This window comes from Flavobacterium soli DSM 19725, from assembly GCF_000422705.1.
GTDB lineage: Bacteria > Bacteroidota > Bacteroidia > Flavobacteriales > Flavobacteriaceae > Flavobacterium > Flavobacterium soli.
The window spans coordinates 133,168-158,590 of sequence record NZ_AUGO01000008.1; the positions used below are offsets into that span (position 1 = coordinate 133,168).

Consider the following 25,423-nt stretch of genomic DNA (forward strand, 5'->3'; position numbering starts at 1 on the left):
TCTTTCATCATTAGCAGGAATAAGTTAGCAATCAGTGTCAATTCTTTTATCATAAGCAGGAATAAGTTAGCAACAAATAGAATATAGCTGACTTTAAATGGTATTTATTTGGCTATAAATTCCAAAAAGTGTATCAGATAAATTTAAAAGGTATAATACTTACTATTTTTACATTTAGAAATAGGTTGATGCTGGACATTTCTTTGTTTTTTGGCTTGGTTGATTTCCGCAAAATTACTTTAACTAAAAATTAATAATCGTTAGCATCGCTTTATTTGCCTTATGGCGTAATTTTATGCGATATGAAAACGAACAATAGAAAAGGGTTTAAATTCACTTCCTATCAAGCACCAAATTTGTCGCCTTTTGATAAGCTTTTTGAGATTTTCAAGGAGCTGATCGTGCATACTTCGGGTGATTTTGACGAGGCGATTGACTGGCTACGCGAATTGGACACCGAATATAAATTGACGGATGAAAACTACACCATCGATGATTTTGTAGAAGACTTGAAAAAGAAAGGCTACGTCAAGGAAGAACTAAAGGGCGACGGCACTCAAGGAACAGGATTGACGGCAAAAACCGAACGCCTGATTCGGCAACAGGCCTTGAACCAGATTTTTGGAAACCTGAACAAGAGCGGTTCGGGCAATCACAAGACCAAGCAGAGTGGGGCGGGAGATGAATTCACGGGTGAGTTGCGGGAGTTTCAATTTGGCGACGGCCTCGAAACGATTTCCTTGACCGAGAGTTTGAAGAATGCCCAAATTAACAACGGCATGGACGGTTTTAAGATCACCGAAAATGATTTGATTGTGGAAGATGCCCATTTCAAGGCTCAGATGAGTACGGTTTTGATGATCGACATCAGCCACAGTATGATTCTATACGGCGAAGACCGAATTACTCCTGCCAAAAAAGTAGCAATGGCACTTGCCGAACTCATCACAACACGTTATCCAAAAGACACGTTGGACATTATTGTTTTTGGAAACGATGCCTGGATTATTTCCTTGAAGGATGTTCCGTATTTGACCGTGGGACCTTATCATACCAACACGGTAGCGGGTTTGCAACTGGCAATGGACATCTTACGCAGAAAAAGAAATACCAACAAGCAGATCTTTATGATTACCGACGGAAAGCCCAGCTGTGTCCGTGAAAAGGATGGTTCCTATTATATGAACAGCAATGGTCTTGACGAATATATCGTAGAGAAATGCTACACTCAAGCGGCTCAGGCTCGAAAACTCCACATCCCGATTACGACTTTTATGATTGCAAGTGACCCATATCTGCAACGGTTTGTGAACAATTTCACGGAAGCCAATCAGGGGAAGGCGTTCTACACCGGATTGAAAGGTTTGGGCGAGATGATTTTCCAGGATTATGAGGCGAATAGGAAGAAGAGGGTGAAGTAGGTTCTAGGCAAAAGTGGTTAGCCAAAAGGCAAAAGAAGCAAGAGACAAGAAGAAAGAAGTTGAAAAATATAGATAATAAAACCTTAATGAATTTTCATTTCTTAATGGTTTTAAATTTAAAAATGGTTCAAATTTAAAAAGATGAAAATAGAAAATATAAAAACATTCGGCGAATTAAAGCAGTCGGGTTATGTGTCGAAAGGCATCAAGAGTGAATTGCGTGATAATTTGAAGAAGAGCATCCAATCTGGGAAATCGGCTTTTGAGGGAATTCATGGTTTTGAGAATACGGTGATTCCAGAGTTGGAACGAGCCATTTTGTCGCGACACAACATCAATCTTTTAGGGCTTCGTGGTCAAGCCAAAACTAGGTTGGCGAGGCTGATGGTGGGTTTATTGGACGAATGGATTCCGTTTGTGAAAGGTTCGGAAATCAACGACGATCCCTTTCATCCGATATCCCGTTTTGCAAAGGATCTGATTGCCGAAAAAGGCGATGATACTCCGATAGAATGGCTGCATCGTGACGAGCGTTTCTTCGAGAAGCTGGCCACTCCAGATGTAACGGTTGCGGATTTGATTGGCGATATCGACCCGATCAAGGCGGCTAATTTGAAACTGTCATATGCCGATGACAGGGTGTTGCATTTTGGGATGATTCCGAGGGCGAACCGCTGTATTTTTGTCATCAATGAGTTACCCGATTTGCAAGCGAGAATTCAAGTGGCACTTTTTAATATCCTTCAGGAAGGCGATATTCAGATTCGTGGATTCAAGTTGCGAATGCCACTCGACATGCAATTTGTTTTTACGGCAAACCCTGAAGATTACACCAATCGAGGAAGCATTGTAACGCCTCTAAAGGATAGAATTGGTTCGCAAATCTTGACGCATTATCCAGAAAATATTACCATTGCAAGAACCATTACGGAACAAGAAGCGAAATTGGACAAGCGTCAGTCGGAGTTGGTGTATGTGCCAGCATTGGCTAAGGATATACTGGAGCAGATTGCTTTTGAAGCACGAGAAAGTGAGTACATCGACCCAAAGAGTGGTGTGAGTGCCCGAATGAGCATCACAGCTTTTGAAAACCTGTTGAGTACGGCCGAACGTCGTGCTTTGATGAATGGAGAGGAACAAACAACAGTGCGATTGACCGATTTTATGGGCATCATTCCTTCCATTACAGGGAAAGTGGAGTTAGTCTATGAAGGCGAACAAGAAGGTGCGGCATTCGTGGCTCAGACTTTAATCGGTCAAGCCGTAAAGACCCTTTTTGAGAATTATTTCCCGAAGATAGAAAAACTGAACCACCCCAATGCTGTAGATCCGTATCAGGAAATAACCGATTGGTTTTTTAACGAAAGTGGTTTTGAACTTACCGACGATTCTACCACGGCAATTTATAATTCAATTATCGATGAAATTGCACCATTGAACAACTTTATCGAAAAATACCAACCAACTTCACTTGTTGAAGACAGAAGGTTCTTGAAGGAATTTCTGTTATGGGGATTGGTGGAACATAAAAAATTGAGCAAGGAACGATATGCCGAAGGGACGATGTTTAAGGATTTGTATGGGAATTATATTAGTAAGTTTTAAGTAATTATTTTTTTATAGAGGAAAGGCTTCGTTTGGTTTACTAAACGGAGCCTTTTTTTGTTAATGTAAGATTTAACTTGGCGATTATAACGAATCTGGTAAGAATAATTATATTTTGTTTTTCTACCCTATGTCATCTTTCAACACAATTTCCTCTACCAATTTATAAGAATTACTTTTTGCATTAAACTTTAAAACTGTAATCCTGTCGCAAATCCATTCGCATGGATGGTTGAAACTGTTGAGGTCGTGCTGAATCTTTTCAAAATCAGCAATTAGAAGATTCTTCTCAATCGATAAATGAGGAACAAACTCTTTTTTTATTTTAAACTCTCCCTTGAAAGCTTCATACAATTGCTGGAGTGGCTTTTGGTTTTCCACTTTAAGATACACGGTTTTCTTTTTAGTTCCGTTTGAAAAAACATCCACACCATTGAGGGAAACAGGAAAATGTTTCATATCTGAAAGGGCTTTTTTTAACCGCTCTAACACATGCTTGTCTTTTTCCCAAGCTGTTTTGAACAACGAAATATGTGCCACCGAATATTGATTTTCAGTGGTATTGCCGGTCATCTTACTCAATTTGGTTTTGAGTTTTTTAATTTCCTTCTTGATTTCATCGGGTGGAGCAATTAGAATTAAATATTCGGTCAATTCTGGAGGGGGAAATAAAAGTAGTTGGCCTTTTTTAGAGCTATTCATTTGTGGGTTGATAAGATTGGCTAAAGATAAAAAAGTTGAAGATTTATAGCAGCGTTTTAAAGAAAAAATTTAATTGGTTATCCATGCAAATTCATCATGTGTGTTTTTTTTATGCACTAAAAATCCCCTTAAATAGGTATTGTCGCTTGTATTTTATAGGATTAGTATTGCAGAGTCGATTAAATGTTAAATAAATAACAGATAGTATGTGGTTTTAAGATTTAATTATGATAAATTTGTCGCACCCTACTTATGCATTTTTTCGTATTTAAGTTTTCTTTAAGAAGATGGAGCAGTGTTGTTTCTTCCTTTTCTAAAAGGTAATTAGTCAATTTTTATAAGTTAACCCCCAATCTTATGAGACTCTTTTGTAAAGCATTTCTCTTTTTAACGATGCTACAATTTGGCAGTAGCCTTCATGCCAATACTATTTGTTTTGACATTGCTCCTCCAACAGCGACAATTAGTGCAAACAAAACCTTCAGTTGTGTAGGAGGCGAAAGTCCTATCATTACCTTTGTTGGATTTACTGGAGTAGCTCCCTACACTTTTGTGTATACGATAAATGGAGGTGCTCCACAAACTATTACTACTACTGATGGAAACAGTGTCACGGTAGATGTACCCACAACTGTTGTAGGGGATTTCATCTATCAGTTAGTGAGTGTGTCAGACAGTACAGAAACAGAGTTGCAAACGGGTTCGGTGACAGTAAGTATTACCAATAATTACAATGTTGATTTTACAAGTGATGCTGACGCCAATACTTGTTCGAGTGAAGGTATTTTGTTTACTTCACAAGTTTCGAATGGGTTGGCACCCTATACCTATCTTTGGAATTTTGGTAACGGAACCACTTCCACCGAAGCAAATCCAATCGCCGAATTGACTTCTACAGGATGTGGCACAGGAACATTTAATGTCACACTTACAGTAACAGATGCCAACAATTGTTCGGATACCATGATGCATAGTATCACTGTAAAACAAGAACCAGCCATTGCCCTTGAGGACACGAATTTGTTTTCACCTTTTAGCAATTGCGGTAATAATCCAACACCTTCTAATCCTGATTATATCCTGACACTCAACAATGCTTCGACAGGAACAGCTTGCCTTACTGATTATTCGATAGATTGGGGAGATGGAACGGTACAAAACAATTTTACTGCATCTAGTTTTCCGCTCACGCATACTTATACCGAACTGGGTTCGTTTATTTTGGTCTTTTCAGCCAATGGAACCAACGGATGTGTGGCTGAGGTTACGTATGTTGTTGCCAACCAAACCAATCCTGCAGGAAGTTTGGGAACATTAGGATCTACAACGGGCTTGTGTGCTCCAGCAGTAGTTCCTTTCACGATTTCTAATTGGGAACTCAACTCTCCAGGAACTACTTATGTGCTTGACTTTGGCGACGGAGAGTCCATTACTTTGGATCATCCATTGACAACGAATGTGATCGACCATACCTACATGACATCTTCTTGTCCTAATCAAAGTTTTACGGCAACCTTGACCGTTACAAATGCTTGCGAAAGCACCCCTTTTACCGCTGGTAATATACAAGTTAGGGTTATGCCAACTCCATCATTCACTAATCCGCCAGTGGCCTGTGAAACCGACAATGTTTGCTTTACCAATACAACAACTGTTGGTTCGACTGGAGCGAATTGTGCTTCTACGGCAATTTATACATGGGATTTTGGTGATCCAACAAGTCCGAATAATATTTTGGTCACCAATTCAGCCCAACCTCAAAGTGCCTGTCATATTTTTTCTGGTCCGGGAAATTATATCGTTACCTTGTCGGTTACAAATCCATGCGGAACAGATACTTATACAAACCCAATTTGTATTGAGCCACCACTAACGCCTGTATTTGCAACCAATACCAATGCAGGTTGTGCTCCTCTGGCTGTCACAACAACAAATACTACTGATACAAGCGAGTCCTGCCAAGCACCAACTTACTTATGGACGGTCACGTATGCCAATGGAAATTGCGGAACAGCCTCAACATACACTTTCACAAACGGAACAAATGCGACTTCGGCAAATCCATCCTTTAGTTTTACAAGTGCAGGTATTTATACATTAACCTTAACTGCAACAAACTCCTGTGGTAGTTTTAGTACTTCGCAAATCATAAATGTAAAGCAACCACCAACAGCAACAATAAATCCTATTGCAGATGTTTGTGGTCCATCAACTATAAATCCAACAGCAGTTATCAACAGTTGTGCACCAGCTTCAGAAGTGTTGTCCTATGCATGGACTTTTGCAGGAGGTTCGCCAGCAACGGCTAACACGGCTGTACCAGGAACTATTAATTATGCAACACCTGGAGATTATACGATTACATTAACCGTAACAAATGAATGTGGCACATCGGTTACAGCAACAGAAGCTTTTACCATACATCCAATTCCAGTAGTAACGAATACCAATCTGGATGAAACTATTTGTTCTGGAGTTGCAACAACCCCTGTGAATCTTACTGCTTCAGAAGTAGGAACAACCTTTTCCTGGACTGCGGTTGCAACAACAGGTATTTCAGGTTTTATAGCTTCGGGAACAACTGCAAATATTCCTTCTCAAACAATTGTGACAACCAATGCGGCTTCAGGAACTGTTACTTATACCATAACACCATCATTGAACGGATGTGTTGGAATTCCTGTACAATATGTAATCACGGTAAATCCAGCACCCCAAATTACGGCACAGCCACTTTCGAATTCCATTTGCCAAGGCGGTACAATTGCTGATTTGTTTGTAAACCATATCAATGGAGGAGGAGTTCCTTCTTATCAATGGTATTCGAATACCGTTAACTCCACAACAGGAGCGACATCAATTCCAGGAGAAACAAATGCTACTTTCACACCACCATCTGCAACGGTAGGGTTGAATTATTATTTCGTAATCATCACTTTCTCTTCGGGTGGTGGATGTTCAAGCATTACGTCTGATATTGCAGCAATCGAGATTTCACAAGGCACAACGATCACCACACAACCCCTTTCTACTCAGGATTTGTGTGTGGGTGTAAGTATAGAAAATCCTTTATCTGTAGCGTATGTCGGAGGGGCTGGAACACCATCCTATCAGTGGTATTCTAATATAACCAATACAAATTCAGGCGGAACGTTAATTGCAGGTGCTAACAATGCTACTTATACACCACCTGTTTTTACAACAGCTGGAACATTTTACTATTATGTCGTGATCACCCTTTCGGGTAGCGGTTGTGGACCAGCAACTAGCGATGTAGCAACAATTGTTGTAGTAGATGATCCTATCATTACAACACAACCTCTGTTGTCTCAAACCTTATGTGAAGGGATTGTCCCTGCAGATTTGGAAGTAGTAGTAACGGGTGGTTCGGGAATTTATTCCTACCAATGGTTTAGCAATGCTGTAAACAATACTACTTCAGGTGTTGCAATCTCAGGTGCTACCAATCCAATCTACACACCTTCAACAGCAACAGCAGGAACGCTTTATTATTATGTTGAAATTTCTCAGACAGGAAATGGTTGCGAAGTTATTTCTGCTACAGCCGAAGTAATTGTGAATCCTTCACCTTCGATCACTACACAACCCGTTTCAAGCGACATCTGTTTAGGACAAATACCTACCGTTTTATCGGTTTTGTATGCCAATGGTGTAGGAACGCCAACTTTTCAATGGTTTTCAAATACTGTGAATGATACTGCTGGAGCAACCTTGATTACTGGAGCAACTAATGCTACCTTTTCACCACCCTCATCATCCGTTGGAACTCTTTATTATTTTGTAGTACTAACGTTTCCAACAGGTGGTTGTACCGATGTAACTTCGGATATTGCAACCGTAACCATCAACCAGAATCCAGAAATAAGCAACAGTACAGCCGTGATTTGTAGTGGAAATACGTTTACAATTGTTCCAGATGAAACCAATGGAGATGTTGTTCCCGTTGGTACAACTTATACATGGTCAGCACCCACAATAAATCCAGCAGGAACCATTACAGGAGCTTCTGCCGAATCAACTCCTCAAACCAACATCAGCCAAACACTGATCAATACAACCAACAATCCTTCGACGGTGACTTATACGGTTACGCCAATCTCAGGAACCTGTTTGGGAACAGATTTTACAGTTACCGTCACGGTCAATCCATCTGTAAATGCCAATGTTGTAGTAAACAATGTGAGTTGTTTTGGTGCCGATGATGCTTCGATTTCAACAAACATTACAGGAGGAATTCCTTTTCCTTCAGGGGCACCTTACTTGATTTCATGGACAGGGCCAGGCGGTTTTACTTCATCGGCAACGACCATAACCAATCTTGAACCTGGTGTTTATGATTTGTCTATCGTGGATCAAGGTGGTTGTCCTTTTTCAGAAAGCTATACCATCACAGAACCCGCTGAAATCCTTATTAGCGTTGATAATGAAACCGATATAGACTGTTTTGGCAATAATAATGGTGCGATAGCAATCACCGTTACAGGAGGTGTTGGATCTTACACTTATACTTGGACAAAAGATACCGCACCTTTTGCTACAACCGAAGATTTGACTAATTTGGAACCAGGAACCTATGTTGTAAGCGTTTCGGATGCCAATAATTGTGGACCAATAACAACAACTTTCACTATAACCGAACCACCAGTTCTAACACTTTCGCTTGACAATCAAGTTGACGTACTTTGTTTTGGAGCTGCAACAGGAGCGATTCAGGTAAATGTTGGAGGAGGAACACCAAATTATACTTTTGCATGGACAGGTCCAAATGGCTTCACATCATCTAATCAAAATCTTTCCAATATTTTAGCTGGGGCTTATACTTTGCAGGTAACAGATAGTTTGGGATGTGTCCAAACACTTAGCGTTACATTGACACAACCGACTCAAATACTGATTACCGCTACTACAACAGCAATTGAATGTTTTGGAGGAAATGATGCTTCAATAACCGTTACCGTATCAGGTGGAAATGCTCCTTATCAAATCGCTTGGAGTAATCTTGCTACAGGATTTTTTCAGGACAATCTTTCGGCTGGCGATTATACCATCACGATCACTGATGCTACAGGATGTATTGAGTCATTAACGGTCAATATCCCCGAAGCTCCTCTGTTTGACATTGATCCAATTGTAAATCAGATTTCTTGTTTTGGAGAAAATGATGGTAGTATCAACCTGAATTTCGTTGGAGGAATTGCTCCAATTAATTTGGTGTGGAGTGATGGATCAACTTCAGGAACCACCCGAAATAATCTTGGACCAGGCACTTATACGGTAACGATAACTGACAGTAAACCATGTGTCATTACCGAAACTTTTATAATCATAGAGCCTCAGCCATTAGTGCTTTCGGCTACTATTACCAATGCATTTGATTGTGATAATGCAAATAGCGGAGCTATTGATTTATTGGTTTCTGGAGGAACTGCACCATTTGTCTATTCTTGGTCGAATGGAGTTGCGACAGAAGATCAAACCAATCTTTCATCTGGAAACTATCAAGTAACGGTAACCGATGCAAGAGGTTGTGTTCAAACAGCTTCATATAGCATAAACCGTCAACCACCATTGGTAATTACAGTGGATACTCAAACCATAGCCGATTGTGAAGCACTAGATATCAGGCAAATATTTGAAGCTCAGGTAACGGGAGGTGTTCCGCCTTATCAACTCACTTGGTCAAGCGGAACTGTAAGTGGAACAAATAATGAATTCATGGAAACTGATCAAAGTGGTACAGTAATCCTGGATGTAACCGATAGTTTGGGATGTACTTCTGTTTACAGTTTTAACGTTGTGGCACCCAATATTGGAACAACTTCTTTTACCCAGACTTCATTTGCCTTTACTGCTTTCGGAACGTATTCCATCAACGATCCTATTCAGTTTACGAATACATCAACAGGAGATTATGAATCACTGGTATGGAATTTTGGCGATGGAATCCTTTCATCCGAAGAAAATCCAGTTCATACGTATACAGGAGAAGGAAGCTATGTGGTCACGTTGACGGTAGTATATCCTTTTGGATGTAGCTATGTCCATACGATCACACTTTTAGTAGATAAGGGGTATAGGTTAGTGATGCCAACAGGTTTTACTCCAAATGACGATACGATTAACGATACTTTTAGTCCCGTTTTCTTGGGAATGACCGCTGTTGAAATGAGTGTGTATGATACTTGGGGCGAAATGATTTACCATGAGGAAGGAGAAAGTATTAGAGGATGGGACGGACAAATAAAAGGTAGAGAAGCCGAAAATGGCAACTATTTTTTCAAAGTTATTGCGACACCTTTTTATGGAGGCGAAGTAAAACAGGAGGGACCTTTTACGTTAATAAAATAAGCTTTACAGATGAAATTTAAACTTTTTTCAATACTATTACTTGTAGGTTTTACTGTAAAAGTACAAGCACAAGACCCAATTTTCACACAATATTTCATGGTTCCCGAAACTTTAAATCCGGGATTCACAGGTTTCTTAGAAACCACAACAGCGGGAGTTTTACACAGGACACAATGGCCTGATCTTAATTTCAGAGTCGATTCGGATTATGGTTTTGTAAGTACGTGGCGAGAAGAAATGAACAGTGGCATAGGAGTGAGTGTCCTTAGTCATCGCGAAAAAAACACAAGCTATAATTTTACGCAAGCCAATTTGAAATATGCCTACCGTGTTCAGATTTCCGATAGCTGGTATTTTCGTCCTGCAATAGAAGTGGGTTTCGGAAATAAAAGCTTTGGATTTCAAAATATCATTCTCGAAGACCAGATCAATATTGGGGCAGGAACCATCAATCCGATAAGTATCGATCCGATGCGTTTGAATAGCAAAGTCAACTTTTTCGATATTTCGGCAGGAATGTTGGTCAATAACGAAAACAGTTGGTTTGGAGCTTCTTTAAAGCACCTGAACCGACCAAATATTTCATTTACAGAAAATGGAAATCAACCACTCGATATGTTTTTTTCGGCGAATGCAGGATATGAATTCAAACTGGCGGATTATCTGGACGTCTTGATTTTTCCCTATGAAACAAAAGTCTTGCTTACGGCAAATTATATGACGCAAGGCGAATACAATCGACTTGATATTGGAGGTGGGTTAGTATTTGAACGACTCTTTTTTGGTGTTACAGCTGCTACTCATCCTAAAAAAAATACGCCAGACAGTCATATGGTTTCGTCAGTCAACGTTTATGGAGGTTTATATTGGGATCATTTCAAGTTTGGTTATTCCTATGATTTCAATACCTCTTCTATCGGAAGAACCGGTGGTGTATATGAAATTTCAATCCTTTACCAATTCGATTTGGAGCCAGATTGTACGAGTTGTCCCTTGTATTATTGATAGTTAGATGTAAGAAATACAGTAACTAAAATAAAAATTACTATTTTTAGGAGAGTTCACTATTCAATCTATTTCCATGAACAGACGAAATTTTATTCAAAATACTGGTAGGTTTGGTTTAGCACTATCAATGCTAGATCCAATCACCGACTATCTTATTCAAAATAATTCCATGCAAAATCCTTCAGATGATTTCCAGCCGTTCTTTAAGTTATCACTTGCACAGTGGTCATTGCATCGCGCCATAAGCGAAAGCAAAACACTTTCACCTTTAGATTTTGCACAAAAAGCAAAAGAACTGGGCTTTCAAGGGCTTGAATATGTTGCCCAACTCTACGATATTGATAGAAAAAATCAATTGGCCAGTATCAAAAACTTGATCAAAGAACTCAAGTTGAGAAGCAATGACAACGGAATGGAGAATGTGATTATCATGGTAGATAATGAAGGTGATTTGGCTTCCATTGGTCAAAAGGAACGTGATGAAGCGGTTCAAAATCATTATAAATGGATTGATGCCGCAGTAGAGTTGAATTGTCCAACAATTCGCGTGAATTTATTTGGAACAGAATCAGAAAAAGATTTTGCTATTTGGAAGGAAACTTCTATTGATGCCCTTTCCAAGCTTAGCGAATATGCTGCAAAAAGCAAGATCCATGTAGCAGTTGAAAATCATGGCGGTTTATCTTCTCATGCTGGAAAATTGATGGAAGTTATTGCAGCTGTCAATCATCCGTATTGTGGTGTCTTGCCCGATTTTGGAAATTTTTGCATTAAAAGAGAAAGCGGAGAACGATGGGGTTCACCATGCTTCGAAGAATATGACAAATACTTAGGCATTTCCGAAATGATGCCTTACGCAAGAGGAGTGAGTGCGAAATCTTATGATTTTGATTCGAATGGAAACGAAACGACGATTGACTATTATAAGATGTTGAAAATTGTCAAGAAAGCGAATTTCAACGGATTTATTGGAGTAGAATACGAAGGAAATAGGTTGAGCGAAATCGAAGGAATTCTTGCCACAAAACAATTATTGCTAAAAGTCGCTGCTACCCTTCAATTAGGAAAATAAAAAAAGAGCAACTCAACAATTACTCTTTTTTTATCATAATAAAAATGATTAAACCGTTCCCGGACCCGTTTGGGTTCTAGGTATGTTTTTAGATGCTGGTTCATTCTTGTGCATCTTGTACTTTCGGTTTCCATGTTCTTCTTGAAAACGCCTTTCACTTCTGTTTTCCTCGGTTCGATCTTCGCCTGTAGAAGTGTTGTTGATTCCTGTCAAATCCTCTCGGGTAATAACTTCTTTCTCTTTCCCATCAGCCTGAACATCCCGTCCATCTGGTCTTTTTTCGTTTGTGCTCATAGTATTTAATTTTGTGTTATTACTTAAAATTACAAAAACCGTATTCCGTATAAAACCTTTTTAGGGAAACATTAGCATTTAAACATAAAAAAATCCCTTCGCAAAAAGGGATTTTAAAAGTATATTTTCTTGCTGATTTTTAAACTGCAGCAGCTACAATTGCGGCAAAATCTTCTGCTTTCAAAGCTGCACCACCAATCAAACCACCATCAACATCAGGCTTTGAGAAAATCTCTCTTGCATTGTCTGGTTTCACACTTCCGCCATAAAGAATAGCGACATTTTCAGATACATTTCTTCCAAATTTAGAATCAATCGTATTCCTGATAAATTCATGCATTTCCTGAGCTTGTTCTGGACTTGCGGTTTCGCCTGTTCCAATTGCCCAAACTGGCTCATAAGCCAAGATAATATTCGACCAATCTTTTTCTTGCAAATGAAAAAGGCTGTCACTCAATTGGTTTTCTACCACATTAAAATGATTTCCGGTTTGCCTGTCTTTTAACTCTTCTCCAAAACAAAAAATCACGATCAACTCATGTTTCAAAGCGGTATCTACTTTAGATTTTAGCAAGGAATTGTTTTCATGAAAATAGGCACGACGCTCAGAATGTCCAAGGATAACGGTATTTACACCAACACTTTTCAACATATCTGCCGAAATTTCTCCTGTAAAAGCACCACCTTCGGCCTGATGCATGTTTTGTGCAGCAACATTGATATTCGTGAATTCCAAATGCTCAACAGCCGAAGCCAAATTTACAAATGTTGGCGCCACGATCACGTGAACTTCAGCATCCGAAGGCAATTTATCAATCAAATCGTTCAATAAATCTTCCGTTTCTTCAGCATTTTTGTGCATTTTCCAGTTTCCTGCAACAATCTTTTGTCTCATTATCTTTTGTTATTTTGTTTTTTTAATTTTTTCAAAACTTCAACTAGCTTGGCGTCATCAGCCTCAATTGCTTTATACAATGCAATTTTTCCTTTTGGATCCACAACCATATACCTCGGGATCCAGTCCAGATCGATTGATTTTCCAAAAACACCTTTCATGCCATCTTTTGCCATAAAATGCTGACCAGAAACTTCGTGTTTTTCAATACCAACAATCCAGTTTTCAAACGTTTTGTCCATCGAGATAAACAAGAAAACCACATCAGGATTGTCTTTTTGCAAGGCTTTTACCTTTGGCATTCCCTTGATACAATCTGAACACCATGAAGCCCAAACATCGATTACAACAGTCTGCCCTTTATATTTCTCTAAAATTTTCTCAAATGTAATGTCTTCGTTTATAGTGGTCAACATGACATCATCTAAAGCCTCTTTGTCAAAACTCGTTTTTTGAGCCTGCATGCACGAAAGGGTTGAAAAGACAACCAATAGCGATAAAAATATTTTTCTCATTGTTTTAAAATTAAGTATTCAACAAATATAACATTTAGTTTTTATAATAACTTCTTAAAATTTAATCAGAAGCTTCAGGAGCAAAACTTTTGGCATTTTTTTATTCATGTTCCCGCTTTCCGCTACAATCTTTTTGTTCTGAACCCCAGAACAAAAAGGATTTCCACTTCAATCGGGGCTAATTTAAAATCCTAAGGCTTCTTTTAATCCATGAATCAGAATGGAATAAAATAAACCAATTTGAGGAAATTAGTGCAATTCGGGTCTAAAAAACAAACTGAAAATTTCAATTAAAATCTATTCCAATCTGATTTTAGGATCCAGTTATCCTAATTACTGATAACTGAATACCGAACACTGAACACTTTTTAAAGTTTCAAATCATCACTGTCTTTATAATGTAACTTCTGCACAATTGTTCCGTTGTTCAAAACCACGATACTAGGATTGGCTCTTTCAATCGTTTTTAGCGTTGTTCCATCACAGAAATAGAAGTCAAAAGTGAGATTGTTCTCTTTTTTTGCTTTTGCAATTAGGTTTTGATCAGATGCTGTCATTCCAATCACTTTGTAACCTTTTGCAACAGCTTCCTGATGTAATTTTTCAAGTTGTTGCATTCCTTCTTTTTCTGAACTTCCCAAATCATAAGCTACAAACATCAATAGTTTTGGTTCAGCAAGCAATTCATCTTTATAGTCAGATCCATCCAATTCCATTGAAAAATCATGAATAGGCGGTTCATAACCTTTAGAAATAACTTTGTCAATTCTATCCACAAAAACAGCTCCTTCTGGAAGTTTTCCTAAATCATCAGCTTTGAATTCTTGGTCAACACCATTGACTTTATAAATAAAAATCATTTCTACAACAGCTGGTTCGGCACCTTCGGGAATTTCCATTCCTTTTTGAATATTGGTTCCTACTGCATAAGCTCTAAAATCTTTCAGCGGTAAATGATTTAGTACCCAATATCCCATGAAAGCACATAGCCCGATACTTGAAACTACGATTACATTAGTAATTTTTTTCGAAAACAGTGGTCGGATTAAGACTTGATTTAGGAATAGAATCAGAATAAAAAACAATAAAACGACATCTTTAGTGAACGATTCCCAAGGAGTTAATTTCAAGGCATCTCCAAAGCATCCACAATCGGTAACTTTATTGAAATAAGCCGAATAAAAAGTTAGAAACGTAAAGAATACAATCATCAAAAGCAAACTCCAAACTGTGAATCTAGTCTTGAATCCAACTAGAAGCATCACGCCTAAAACCGCTTCAAAAATCACAATAAATACAGCGATTGCTAAAGCATAAGGAATCAAAAAGGGTAGGTTTAAAACACCTTCACTGAAATACTCTTCCAATTTAAAAGAGAAACCAACAGGGTCATTTAGTTTGATTAATCCAGATATAATAAATAATAATCCGACGAAGATTCTTGAAAATTGGGTGAGTATGTTTTTCATAATAATGTTGTTTGTAAATGTATAAATTCTAAAAAGCAAATTCTAAATAACAAATAAATTCCAAAACTCAATTTTTGAAATTTCAAACCTTTGCAAATTGCTTAGGATGATTTTTCTAGAATTGCAGAAAATATTTTTTTTAGTTCATCAGCTTCATTGATTAACTTTTCGAGCTCATTCTCGAATTCTGGATTTGTAACTTTTAATAAGGAAAACCAATATTTACTTTCTTTGGCTTCTTTCCTTGAAATTTTTATTCTGAAGCAGAAGTCCTTTTTACTTAAAGCTTCATTTGCTTCAATGTAATTTGCTCCAACAGAACCAGATGATCTAATTACTTGTTTGCCATCTTCAAAATTGATAATTGTTTTTGGCATTCTTTTTAATAATAATCTAGTTTCTTTAGCAAATTTAAATGTTCGTTGTTCTAAATCATATACTTTTTGGCTCATATTTTTTAAACTTTATATATTCTCAAACCAAATTTGAAATTTGAGTATTGGAATTTGTTTGGATTTTAGATATTGTATTTTGGAATTTACTTTTTATGGTAGTTCATTAAAATCAAAGCAAATACAGCATAATTAATCATATCCTGATAATTGGCATCAATTCCTTCGGATACTAAAGTTTTGCCTTTGTTGTCTTCAATTTGCTTTACGCGAAGCAATTTTTGCAGAATCAAATCGGTCAAAGAACTCACTCGCATTTCACGCCAAGCTTCACCATAATCATGGTTTTTGGCTTCCATCAAATCTTTGGTAAGTTTTATTTTTTCATCGTATAATGCTGTTGCTTTTTCAACATTTAAATCGGGTTGATCGACAACTCCAAGCTCCAATTGAATCAAGGCCATGATCGAATAATTGATGATTCCGATGAATTCTCCGGTTTCATCTTCGTTTACTTTTCGCACTTCGTTTTCTTGTAAGCTTCTGATTCTTTGTGCTTTTATGAAGATTTGATCCGTTAGTGATGGTAGTCTCAAAATACGCCAAGCACTGCCGTAATCTGTCATTTTGTTGATAAAAAGTGTTCGGCAGATGCCAACAATTGTATCATATTCTTGAGAAGTATTGCTCATTATTGGTTTATATTTGTGGAAATTTCTCCAAAAATAAGGAATTTAATAGTAGAAAGCCAAGAGTCAAAAGGCAAAAGTCAAAAAATAGCATTCAAAAATGACAATAAACTGCAAAGGCCAACTTATCGATTTAGCATCTCCCAAAGTAATGGGAATCTTGAATGTCACACCCGATTCTTTTTATGATGGTGGAAAAAACAATAGTGAACAGCTTATCATTGATAAAGTGCAGAAGATGCTTGCCGATGGAGCGACTTTTATAGACATTGGAGCTTATTCTTCAAAACCAAATGCTGAATTTGTTTCAGAGGAAGAAGAACTTGATAGAATACTCCCAATTGTGAATTTATTGGTAAAGGTTTTTCCAGAAATTATCATTTCGATTGATACGTTCCGAAGTCAAATTGCCAAAGCAACTATTGAAGCTGGAGCTGCAATAATGAACGATATTTCGGCAGGAGAACTAGATGAAAATATGATGCAAACCGTTGCCGATTTAAAAGTTCCTTACATTATGATGCACATGAGGGGAACGCCAAAAACGATGCAATCACAGACAGATTATCAAGATATTATCAAAGAAATGTTGTTTTATTTCTCTGAAAAAGTAAATAAGGCTAGAAGTTTAGGAATATCAGATTTGATTATCGATCCAGGATTTGGCTTTGCCAAAACATTGGAGCATAATTTTGAAGTAATGAATAAACTAGAATTGTTTCAAATACTGAATTTGCCTTTACTTTCAGGTATTTCCAGAAAATCAATGATTTATAAAACGCTGGGAAATACTCCACAAGAATCTTTGAACGGAACCACTGTTTTAAACACGATTTCGTTGATGAAAGGTGCTAAAATTTTAAGGGTTCATGATGTTAAAGAAGCGGTTGAATGTTTAAAGTTGTTAGAAAAGATGAATGGTTAGTTGTCAATCTTTTATATTCAGAAGAAATTTAAAATCTAAAATCCTACTGATGATGATAAGGCTCGTTCCTTAAAATCGTAAATCCGCGATACAATTGCTCGATAAAAAACAAGCGAACCATTTGATGTGAGAATGTCATCAGCGAAAGCGAAATCTTGCCTTGAGCTTTATTGTAAACCGTTTCAGAAAAGCCATAAGGACCTCCAATCACGAAAACCAAGGTCTTGATGCCAGAATTCATTTTTTTCTGCAATTCTTCTGAAAAACCTACACTCGAAAAGTTTTTACCGTTTTCGTCCAACAAAATCAGTTGATCAGTTGGTGTGAGTTTCGACAAAATCAATTCCCCTTCTTTTTCCTTTTGTTGACTTTCGGATAAATTCTTTACATTTTTAATGTCAGGAATAATTTCCAAATCAAATTTGATGTAAAACGATAAACGTTTTTGATAGTCGTCTATCAAAGTTTGAAGGGCTTTATTGTCGGTTTTGCCAATGGCGATGAGCTTGATGTTCATTTTAAACAAAAATTGAACTGCAAAGGTGCAAAGATTTTTAAACTTATAAAATAATATTTCAAGCTGTTCAACTATTTTAAATACTTAATTTTGCATTTCAAAAATAGCAACAATGCCCATCTTAAAAGATCAAATAGGAACCACTTTCGAATTTACGGAAGCTCCAAAAAGAATAATTTCCCTCGTTCCATCACAAACCGAATTATTATATGATTTAGGTTTGGAAGAACAAATTATAGGCATTACAAAATTTTGTGTACATCCCTATCATTTGAAGTCCACCAAGAAAATTGTGGGCGGAACCAAGAAAGTGCATTTTGAAAAAATAAGATTGGTTCAGCCCGATATTATCATTGCCAATAAGGAGGAAAATACGTTGGAAATAGTGGAGGAGTTGAGAAAGATTTGTCCAGTTTGGGTAACAAATATCATAACAATTGAAGATGTTTTCCAAATGATTACTGATTTCGGGCAACTCTTCAATAAAAGAACCGAGGCACAAAAATGGAACGACAAGATCCAGTTCGGCTATCAAGATTTTATGAATTTCATCAAAGACAAGCCTACACAAAAAGTGGCTTATTTCATTTGGAAAAACCCTCACATGGTGGCAGGTTCAGATAATTTTATCAATGAAATGTTGAAACTCAACAACTTCATCAATATCTATGACAATCCCGAAAAATTCCCAGGACGTTATCCAGAAATTATTATTCAGAAAATGAAAATACAAGGCGACCCAGAAATAGTATTTTTATCTTCAGAACCTTATCCTTTCAAAGAGGAAGATGCTTTCGAAATAGGTCGTTTCACACATCATGCCAAAACGGTATTTGTAGATGGCGAGATGTTTTCGTGGTATGGAAGTCGTTTAACGAAGGCTTTTGAGTATTTCAAAAAAATACAGGAACGATTATAGTTCACACTCTTCTAAAACCAATTCTTCTTTTTCTACTGTATTCTTTTTTTGAGTTGAAGTAATTTCCGGTGCAGTTTTTTGTGCTAAAATTTTAAATTCTTTCTGAATTTTTTCAATTTCATTCTTCTCTATCAATAATCCGCTCATAGGGGTAAATTTTATGAGTGCAAATTTAAATGAAGAAAAGGTTATATAATCATTAAGATATGTTAACTTTTATACTATTTAGATGAAATATGTTAACATTTAAATGTAAAAATCCGGAACGAAAGCTCCGGATTTTCTAAACTCTAACTAACCAAACCAAATTTTATGCTTTATTACTTTGCAAATATCTGACAAATTTTAGATACAGAATGTTAAGGCAATGTTATTTCTATAGTATTGATTATTAAAAAATTAGCAATCAAAATTTTTTACTTTTTATCTTGCAAGGCAAATACTTTTTTCAATAAATCAGAAGTTCTTGCATTCAAATTGGTACGAATATCTTTTTCCTCAACCGCTACCATTTTAAAAACGCCTTCCAATGCTTTGTTTGTTGTATAATCTGTTAAGTCAGGATTAACTTTGGTCACAAGCGGAATAGAATTGTATTTCGTTATGATGTTTTTCCAAACTTTATCGGCACCCACTTTCGCAAACGAACTTTTAATTACAGGATTAAATTTACCATATAAAGCCGTAGTGGTAGAATTTTGCAAATAGCTAGTTGCAGCCGTGTTATTTCCCATCAAAATGTTTTTAGCATCGTTAAAGGTCATGTTTCTAACGGCATCCACAAAAATGGGTGTAGCTTCCTTTACAGCATCTTCTGCGGCACGGTTAATGACTTTCAAACCTTCATCGGCAAGGCTTCCAAGACCAATGTCTCTCAATCCTTTATCGACTTTTTGCAATTCGGCAGGTAACAAGATTTTTACAGCTTGATTTTTATAGAAACCATCAGTTGCCGTCAATTTGGAGACTTGTTTTGTAATACCGTTGTTCAAGGCTTCCTTCAAACCTGCAGCAATATCAGGATTTCCTAAGTTCCCTAATTCAGGATATTGACTCGCAATTTGTTGTAATTCTGCACATCCAGAAAGTGTAAAAACCAAAGCAATTAAAATAATTTTTTTCATAGCATTTTTAATTTATTTTTTATCCTGCAAAGCAAATACTTTTTTTAACAAATCCGAAGTTCTCGAATTCAAATTTGTTCGAATATCTTTTTCCTCAACTGCAATCATCGTGAAAACACCGTCCATTGCCTTTTTGGTTACATAATCATTGATATCAGGATTCACTTTAGAAACTAGGGGAATAGCATTATACTTTTCAATGATTTTTGCCCAAACCACATCGGCACCAACCTTTCCAATAGATTCTTTTACGACAGGACTAAATTTAGAATACAAAGCAGTAGAAGTAGTAGTTTCAAGATAGGTGGTTGCTGCATTATCGCTACCCAATAATATATTTTTTGCATCCTTGAAACTCATGTTTTTTATGGCCGAAACAAAGATGGGTGTAGCCTCTTTAACTGCAACTTCAGCGGCACGATTCAATGATTTGATCCCTTCATCTGCCAAGCTCGACAAACCCATTTTACGCAAAGCCTTGTCCACTTTTTGTAATTCTTCAGGCAATAAAATCTTTACGGCTTCATTTTTATAAAAACCATCAGTTGCCGTAAGTTTAGAAACTTGTTCCGTAACTCCTTTGTTCAAAGCCTCCTTCAGTCCAGCTCCAATATCAGCTCCGTTTTGGGCCCCAGTTGCTGTTGCAACCTTTTCTTTTGCTTTGTCCAATAATCCTTTTAATTGTCCAAAACTCACAATTGGAACCAATAATACAATCAAAAATATTTTTTTCATAATTAGTCTTTTTTCAAAGTTAAACAAATAACATACCGTTTTCTAAACCAAAATTAAATTAAAGTAAAATTTTAGGAGCGAAAGGCTCGGGCTTTCCATAAATCCATTTTCCCGCTGGAGCCACTCGCTTTGCAACAGCTCTTACGGCAGTTGCAAGAGCTCAAATCCCGAAGCTTCGGGAACACCATCGAGGCTAGAGGGAAAATTATTTGCATACTAGCCCTTGGGTTGCAACAACTTTGGTTTTATAATCAACTTCGAATTAAAAACCATAATCGAAACAAACAATAAGAAATAAGCCAAAATCTGAAGGGCTGTAATTTCCTCCTTATAATAGAAAATTGCCAGAAGAAACGTAATAATTGGATTGATGTAGAGCAAAATTCCAACTGTAGAAGAATTGATTCCTTTCAAGGCATATAAGTTCAAAAACAATGGAATAATTGTGAAAACCACTGCAATGACCAATATATAAAGGTAAAAAGAAATTTCGGTTGGGACTTCTCCTCTATAAAAAGGATAAAAAGGTAACAGCAAAATTGCTGTAATGACAAGCTGAATGGTGAGTAACAAAAACTTATCAATCGTGGTATTTCTTTTTTGAATCACGAGGTATAAAGCATAAGTTGTCGCGACAATCAAGCTATAAAAAACATCTTGCAAATGCCCATATCCCAATAAAATACAGCTAAAAATACTTAGGCCAACTGCAGTCCACTGCAATTTTGACAACTCTTCTTTTAAAATCAAAAACGCAAAAACGGTTGTGAGAATAGGGCAAACCAAATAGGCAAACGAAGCAGCTTTGACGCTAATATGGTTCATCACATAAATAAAAATAAACCAATTCGCTGTTAAAAGCATAGCACCTCCAAGGGTTAGAAGTGTGAGATTTCGTTTTTGTTTCAGGTTTAGGCTTTTAAAATAAATGGCAGTTTCACGAACGATTCTCCATCTGAAGCCAAGGTTCATGACCAACATCAAAACCACACACAGAAATACCCTATAAAATAAAATATCCAATGATGGAAAACTATGCAAGGGTTTTAAAGCTAAGCTAAAAAATCCCCAAATGATAAAAGCCGAAACGGCTGCCACATAATATTTTGTGAGTCTCATTGACAGTATAAAAAATCGAGGACAAATGTAGAAAACACAATTGGTATGAAATTGATTTTGTGAATTCGTTAAGAGAAATTTTTTACTTCCCAAAAACAATCATAAAACAGCCTGAAATGCTTTTAAGTTTTTAAGAAAATCGTAAATTGCACACCTAAAATTGACATATATTTCAAAATGGAACAAGCAAAACCTTATATTCCTAAAAATAAAGTAAGAATTGTAACTGCTGCAGCACTTTTCGACGGACACGATGCTGCCATTAATATCATGCGAAGAATCATCCAATCAACGGGTGTCGAAGTGATCCATTTGGGACATGATAGAAGTGTAGAAGAAGTGGTGAATACTGCCATCCAAGAAGATGCAAATGCTATCGCAATGACTTCTTATCAAGGTGGCCACAATGAATATTTCAAATATATGTATGACTTGCTTCATGAAAAAGGAGCAGGACATATCAAGATTTTTGGTGGAGGTGGAGGTGTAATTCTTCCAGACGAAATCAAGGAATTACAAGACTACGGAATTACAAGAATTTATGCTCCAGATGACGGACGTGAACTAGGTTTGCAAGGAATGATCAATGATTTGGTTCAGAAATCTGACTTTCCAATTGGCGATAAATTGAATGGCGAAATCAATCATTTGGAAGACAAAAATCCAACGGCAATTGCCCGTTTGATTTCTTCGGCAGAAAATTTTCCTGAAATTGCAAAGGAAACTTTTGATACTATTCACAAGCAAAACGAAACCAGCAAGATTCCAGTTCTTGGAATTACAGGAACGGGTGGAGCAGGAAAATCGTCTTTGGTTGATGAATTGGTTAGAAGATTTTTAATTGATTTCCCAGAAAAAACGATCGGATTGATTTCTGTCGATCCTTCAAAAAGAAAAACAGGTGGTGCTTTATTGGGCGATAGAATCCGAATGAATGCTATCAATAATCCTCGTGTTTACATGAGATCGTTGGCAACGCGTCAATCAAATTTGGCTTTATCAAAATATGTTGCTGAAGCGATTCAGGTTTTGAAAGCGGCAAAATACGATATTATCATCCTAGAAACTTCAGGAATCGGGCAATCGGATACTGAAATCATGGACCATTCTGATGTTTCGTTATACGTAATGACACCAGAATTTGGTGCCGCAACACAATTGGAAAAAATCGACATGCTTGATTTTGCTGATTTGGTGGCTATCAATAAATTCGACAAGAGAGGTTCTTTGGATGCCTTGCGTGATGTGAAAAAACAATTCCAGAGAAACCATAATCTTTGGGATGCGAATCCTGATGATTTGCCAGTTTTCGGGACCATTGCTTCGCAGTTCAACGATCCTGGAATGAACACGCTCTACAAAGCAATCATGGACAAGATTGTAGAAAAGACAGCTTCTGACTTGAAATCTACTTTTGAAATTACGCGTGAAATGAGCGAGAAAATCTTCGTAATTCCGCCTCACAGAACGCGTTATCTTTCTGAAATTGCTGAAAACAATAGAAAATATGATGCTACAGCTTTGACACAACAACAAGTAGCTCAAAAATTATACGGAATTTTCAAAACCATCGAATCGGTTTCGGGTAAAAAACCTCAAATCAACAAGGTAGGAATTGATGAAGAAACTGTTTTGCCAAGTGCTTTGGATGAAAAAGACGAAAACAAGATCTTCCTTAATTTGCTTTTGAATCAATTCGACAAAGTGAAGATGGATTTGGATCCCTACAACTGGGAAATTATCCTGACTTGGGACGAAAAAGTAAACAAATACAAAAATCCTGTCTATACGTTTAAAGTACGTGACAAGGAAATCAAGATTGCAACCCATACAGAATCGTTGTCGCATTCGCAAATCCCGAAAGTGGCCTTGCCTAAGTATGAAGCTTGGGGTGATATCTTGAAATGGAACCTGCAAGAAAATGTTCCGGGAGAGTTTCCTTTCACTTCTGGTTTGTATCCTTTCAAGCGTGAAGGCGAAGATCCGTCAAGAATGTTTGCTGGTGAAGGTGGTCCGGAAAGAACCAACAAGCGTTTCCATTATGTGAGTGCTGGTTTGCCTGCAAAACGTTTGTCAACGGCTTTTGACAGTGTAACTTTATACGGAAACGATCCGCATTTACGACCAGATATTTATGGAAAAATTGGTAATGCCGGAGTTTCTATTTGCTGTTTGGATGATGCAAAAAAATTGTATTCAGGTTTCAATTTGGCCCATCCATTGACATCTGTGAGTATGACCATCAACGGTCCGGCTCCAATGTTGCTTGGGTTCTTTATGAATGCAGCGATCGATCAGCAGTGTGAGATTTACATCAAGGAAAATGATTTGGTGGATGAAGTGGAAGCTAAAATCGATGAAATTTACAAGAAAAAAGGTTTGGAAAGACCTAGATATAATGGAGATCTTCCAGAAAGCAACAACGGTTTAGGTTTGATGCTTTTGGGAGTTACAGGAGATTTAGTGTTGCCAAAAGATGTTTACGAACAAATCAAAGTCAGAACGCTTTCGCAAGTTCGTGGAACGGTTCAGGCAGATATTTTAAAAGAAGATCAGGCTCAAAACACTTGTATTTTCTCTACGGAATTTGCCTTGAGATTGATGGGTGATGTTCAGGAATATTTTATCACGAATAACGTTAGAAACTTCTATTCAGTTTCGATTTCAGGCTATCATATCGCGGAAGCGGGTGCCAATCCCATCACACAATTGGCGTTTACCTTGGCAAATGGTTTCACGTATGTGGAATATTATTTGAGCCGTGGAATGGACATCAATGATTTCGGACCAAACTTATCGTTCTTTTTCTCAAACGGAATCGATCCTGAATATGCAGTGATTGGTCGTGTAGCCAGAAAGATTTGGGCGAAAGCCTTGAAAAACAAATACGGAGCTAATGAAAGAGCTCAGATGTTGAAATACCATATTCAAACCTCGGGTCGTTCGTTACACGCCCAAGAGATTGATTTTAATGATATTAGAACAACTTTGCAAGCTTTATATGCAATTTATGACAACTGTAACTCGTTGCATACCAATGCTTATGATGAGGCGATTACAACACCAACGGAAGAATCGGTTCGTCGTGCAATGGCAATTCAGTTGATTATCAACAAGGAACTAGGTTTGGCGAAAAATGAAAACCCAATTCAAGGTTCGTTTATTATTGAAGAATTGACGGATTTGGTAGAGGAAGCGGTTTTACAAGAATTCGACAGGATTACCGAAAGAGGTGGCGTACTTGGAGCAATGGAAACGATGTACCAACGTTCGAAAATTCAAGAGGAAAGTATGTATTATGAAATGCTGAAACATACGGGTGAATTTCCAATTATCGGTGTGAATACGTTCTTGAGTTCAAAAGGTTCGCCAACGGTTATTCCTGCGGAAGTAATTCGTGCAACCGAAGAAGAAAAACAATTCCAGATTGATATGCTAGACAGGTTGCACCAATTTTATGGAGACAAGACAAAAGAACAGTTGTCAATTATTCAGGATGTAGCCATCAACAATCAAAATATTTTTGAGCAATTGATGGAAGCTACAAAAATCTGTTCGTTGGGAGAGATTACTTCTTCGTTGTTTGAAGTGGGAGGACAGTATAGACGAAATATGTAGTTGTAGAAAATCGATATAAGTGAATGATGTAAATA

20 protein-coding genes are annotated in these 25,423 nt (G+C 37.3%); 8 read left to right on the forward strand and 12 right to left on the reverse strand.

The features are described 5' to 3' along the window. Positions 1–302 precede the first annotated feature (302 nt). Positions 303–1,421: a vWA domain-containing protein gene (locus G508_RS0111320; RefSeq protein WP_026705425.1), complete on the forward strand. Its 1,119-nt coding sequence runs from the start codon at positions 303–305 to the stop codon at positions 1,419–1,421. A 141-nt stretch (positions 1,422–1,562) separates the two neighbouring features. Then, positions 1,563–3,026 carry an AAA family ATPase gene (locus G508_RS0111325; RefSeq protein ID WP_026705426.1) on the forward strand — a complete coding sequence of 488 codons (1,464 nt, stop codon included), beginning with the start codon at positions 1,563–1,565 and terminating at the stop codon, positions 3,024–3,026. 123 nt (positions 3,027–3,149) lie between these two features. On the opposite strand, the gene G508_RS0111330 is transcribed toward G508_RS0111325, so the two are convergent. Further along, the gene (locus G508_RS0111330; protein ID WP_026705427.1) at positions 3,150–3,728 is read right to left on the reverse strand and encodes a 2'-5' RNA ligase family protein; all 579 of its coding nucleotides are present in this window, start codon (positions 3,726–3,728) and stop codon (positions 3,150–3,152) included. A 357-nt stretch (positions 3,729–4,085) separates the two neighbouring features. Between G508_RS0111330 and G508_RS19580 the strand changes: the two genes are divergently transcribed. The 3 genes from G508_RS19580 (at position 4,086) to G508_RS0111345 (ending at position 12,177) form a co-directional block, all read left to right on the forward strand. Beyond that, positions 4,086–10,097 carry a PKD domain-containing protein gene (locus G508_RS19580; RefSeq protein ID WP_084625967.1) on the forward strand — a complete coding sequence of 2,004 codons (6,012 nt, stop codon included), beginning with the start codon at positions 4,086–4,088 and terminating at the stop codon, positions 10,095–10,097. 9 nt (positions 10,098–10,106) lie between these two features. Continuing rightward, on the forward strand, positions 10,107–11,102 hold the full coding sequence (locus G508_RS0111340) for a PorP/SprF family type IX secretion system membrane protein (RefSeq protein ID WP_026705428.1): 996 nt from the start codon (positions 10,107–10,109) through the stop codon (positions 11,100–11,102). Between the two features lie 76 nt (positions 11,103–11,178). Then, positions 11,179–12,177, forward strand: coding sequence for a sugar phosphate isomerase/epimerase family protein (locus G508_RS0111345; protein ID WP_026705429.1), 999 nt, complete (start codon positions 11,179–11,181; stop codon positions 12,175–12,177). A 48-nt stretch (positions 12,178–12,225) separates the two neighbouring features. On the opposite strand, the gene G508_RS0111350 is transcribed toward G508_RS0111345, so the two are convergent. The 6 genes from G508_RS0111350 to G508_RS0111375 all read right to left on the reverse strand — a co-directional run bounded on the left by G508_RS0111350 (position 12,226) and on the right by G508_RS0111375 (position 16,434). Further along, positions 12,226–12,471, reverse strand: a complete 246-nt coding sequence (locus G508_RS0111350; protein WP_026705430.1) for a hypothetical protein — start codon at positions 12,469–12,471, stop codon at positions 12,226–12,228. A 139-nt stretch (positions 12,472–12,610) separates the two neighbouring features. After that, the gene (gene tpiA, locus G508_RS0111355) at positions 12,611–13,366 is read right to left on the reverse strand and encodes a triose-phosphate isomerase (protein ID WP_026705431.1); all 756 of its coding nucleotides are present in this window, start codon (positions 13,364–13,366) and stop codon (positions 12,611–12,613) included. Beyond that, positions 13,366–13,881 (reverse strand): thioredoxin-like domain-containing protein, encoded by a 516-nt coding sequence (locus G508_RS0111360; protein WP_026705432.1) that lies wholly within the window; start codon positions 13,879–13,881, stop codon positions 13,366–13,368. The genes tpiA and G508_RS0111360 overlap by 1 nt, the downstream gene beginning before the upstream one ends. Positions 13,882–14,249: 368 nt before the next feature. Further along, positions 14,250–15,350 carry a BT_3928 family protein gene (locus G508_RS0111365; RefSeq protein ID WP_026705433.1) on the reverse strand — a complete coding sequence of 367 codons (1,101 nt, stop codon included), beginning with the start codon at positions 15,348–15,350 and terminating at the stop codon, positions 14,250–14,252. 101 nt (positions 15,351–15,451) lie between these two features. Further along, positions 15,452–15,802 carry a four helix bundle protein gene (locus G508_RS0111370; RefSeq protein WP_026705434.1) on the reverse strand — a complete coding sequence of 117 codons (351 nt, stop codon included), beginning with the start codon at positions 15,800–15,802 and terminating at the stop codon, positions 15,452–15,454. An 86-nt stretch (positions 15,803–15,888) separates the two neighbouring features. Further along, the gene (locus tag G508_RS0111375; protein ID WP_026705435.1) at positions 15,889–16,434 is read right to left on the reverse strand and encodes a DUF1599 domain-containing protein; all 546 of its coding nucleotides are present in this window, start codon (positions 16,432–16,434) and stop codon (positions 15,889–15,891) included. Positions 16,435–16,531: 97 nt separating this feature from the next. Here G508_RS0111375 and folP point away from each other — a divergent pair, with 97 nt between their 5' ends. After that, positions 16,532–17,356, forward strand: coding sequence for a dihydropteroate synthase (gene folP / locus G508_RS0111380; RefSeq protein WP_026705436.1), 825 nt, complete (start codon positions 16,532–16,534; stop codon positions 17,354–17,356). A gap of 43 nt (positions 17,357–17,399) precedes the next feature. Here folP and rlmH read toward each other — a convergent pair whose 3' ends face one another. Continuing rightward, positions 17,400–17,873, reverse strand: a complete 474-nt coding sequence (gene rlmH / locus G508_RS0111385; protein ID WP_026705437.1) for a 23S rRNA (pseudouridine(1915)-N(3))-methyltransferase RlmH — start codon at positions 17,871–17,873, stop codon at positions 17,400–17,402. A 112-nt stretch (positions 17,874–17,985) separates the two neighbouring features. Here rlmH and G508_RS0111390 point away from each other — a divergent pair, with 112 nt between their 5' ends. Next, a complete protein-coding gene (locus G508_RS0111390; RefSeq protein ID WP_026705438.1) occupies positions 17,986–18,792 on the forward strand; it encodes an ABC transporter substrate-binding protein in 807 nt (268 codons plus the stop codon). Here the strand turns inward: G508_RS0111390 and G508_RS20230 are convergent. From G508_RS20230 to G508_RS0111410, 4 genes are all read right to left on the reverse strand, one after another. Next, positions 18,787–18,939 (reverse strand): hypothetical protein, encoded by a 153-nt coding sequence (locus tag G508_RS20230; protein ID WP_169628030.1) that lies wholly within the window; start codon positions 18,937–18,939, stop codon positions 18,787–18,789. The two genes, G508_RS0111390 and G508_RS20230, sit on opposite strands and share 6 nt — an antisense overlap. Positions 18,940–19,208: 269 nt before the next feature. Then, complete coding sequence (locus G508_RS0111400) at positions 19,209–19,916, reverse strand: DUF4197 domain-containing protein (protein ID WP_026705439.1); 708 nt, start codon at positions 19,914–19,916, stop codon at positions 19,209–19,211. Positions 19,917–19,928: 12 nt separating this feature from the next. Continuing rightward, positions 19,929–20,651: a DUF4197 domain-containing protein gene (locus G508_RS0111405; protein ID WP_026705440.1), complete on the reverse strand. Its 723-nt coding sequence runs from the start codon at positions 20,649–20,651 to the stop codon at positions 19,929–19,931. Positions 20,652–20,867: 216 nt separating this feature from the next. Then, positions 20,868–21,770: an EamA family transporter gene (locus G508_RS0111410; RefSeq protein WP_026705441.1), complete on the reverse strand. Its 903-nt coding sequence runs from the start codon at positions 21,768–21,770 to the stop codon at positions 20,868–20,870. 177 nt (positions 21,771–21,947) lie between these two features. Between G508_RS0111410 and G508_RS0111415 the strand changes: the two genes are divergently transcribed. Beyond that, on the forward strand, positions 21,948–25,388 hold the full coding sequence (locus G508_RS0111415; protein WP_026705442.1) for a methylmalonyl-CoA mutase family protein: 3,441 nt from the start codon (positions 21,948–21,950) through the stop codon (positions 25,386–25,388). Positions 25,389–25,423: the final 35 nt, after the last annotated feature.

Excerpts from the sequence above, each read along its gene's own strand:
- G508_RS0111320 (WP_026705425.1), top strand. The coding sequence starts at position 303 with ATGAAAACGAACAATAGAAAAGGGTTTAAATTCACTTCCTATCAAGCA.
- G508_RS0111325 (WP_026705426.1), top strand. The coding sequence starts at position 1,563 with ATGAAAATAGAAAATATAAAAACATTCGGCGAATTAAAGCAGTCGGGT.
- G508_RS0111330 (WP_026705427.1), bottom strand. The coding sequence starts at position 3,728 with ATGAATAGCTCTAAAAAAGGCCAACTACTTTTATTTCCCCCTCCAGAA.
- G508_RS19580 (WP_084625967.1), top strand. The coding sequence starts at position 4,086 with ATGAGACTCTTTTGTAAAGCATTTCTCTTTTTAACGATGCTACAATTT.
- G508_RS0111340 (WP_026705428.1), top strand. The coding sequence starts at position 10,107 with ATGAAATTTAAACTTTTTTCAATACTATTACTTGTAGGTTTTACTGTA.
- G508_RS0111345 (WP_026705429.1), top strand. The coding sequence starts at position 11,179 with ATGAACAGACGAAATTTTATTCAAAATACTGGTAGGTTTGGTTTAGCA.
- G508_RS0111350 (WP_026705430.1), bottom strand. The coding sequence starts at position 12,471 with ATGAGCACAAACGAAAAAAGACCAGATGGACGGGATGTTCAGGCTGAT.
- tpiA (WP_026705431.1), bottom strand. The coding sequence starts at position 13,366 with ATGAGACAAAAGATTGTTGCAGGAAACTGGAAAATGCACAAAAATGCT.
- G508_RS0111360 (WP_026705432.1), bottom strand. The coding sequence starts at position 13,881 with ATGAGAAAAATATTTTTATCGCTATTGGTTGTCTTTTCAACCCTTTCG.
- G508_RS0111365 (WP_026705433.1), bottom strand. The coding sequence starts at position 15,350 with ATGAAAAACATACTCACCCAATTTTCAAGAATCTTCGTCGGATTATTA.
- G508_RS0111370 (WP_026705434.1), bottom strand. The coding sequence starts at position 15,802 with ATGAGCCAAAAAGTATATGATTTAGAACAACGAACATTTAAATTTGCT.
- G508_RS0111375 (WP_026705435.1), bottom strand. The coding sequence starts at position 16,434 with ATGAGCAATACTTCTCAAGAATATGATACAATTGTTGGCATCTGCCGA.
- folP (WP_026705436.1), top strand. The coding sequence starts at position 16,532 with ATGACAATAAACTGCAAAGGCCAACTTATCGATTTAGCATCTCCCAAA.
- rlmH (WP_026705437.1), bottom strand. The coding sequence starts at position 17,873 with ATGAACATCAAGCTCATCGCCATTGGCAAAACCGACAATAAAGCCCTT.
- G508_RS0111390 (WP_026705438.1), top strand. The coding sequence starts at position 17,986 with ATGCCCATCTTAAAAGATCAAATAGGAACCACTTTCGAATTTACGGAA.
- G508_RS20230 (WP_169628030.1), bottom strand. The coding sequence starts at position 18,939 with ATGAGCGGATTATTGATAGAGAAGAATGAAATTGAAAAAATTCAGAAA.
- G508_RS0111400 (WP_026705439.1), bottom strand. The coding sequence starts at position 19,916 with ATGAAAAAAATTATTTTAATTGCTTTGGTTTTTACACTTTCTGGATGT.
- G508_RS0111405 (WP_026705440.1), bottom strand. The coding sequence starts at position 20,651 with ATGAAAAAAATATTTTTGATTGTATTATTGGTTCCAATTGTGAGTTTT.
- G508_RS0111410 (WP_026705441.1), bottom strand. The coding sequence starts at position 21,770 with ATGAGACTCACAAAATATTATGTGGCAGCCGTTTCGGCTTTTATCATT.
- G508_RS0111415 (WP_026705442.1), top strand. The coding sequence starts at position 21,948 with ATGGAACAAGCAAAACCTTATATTCCTAAAAATAAAGTAAGAATTGTA.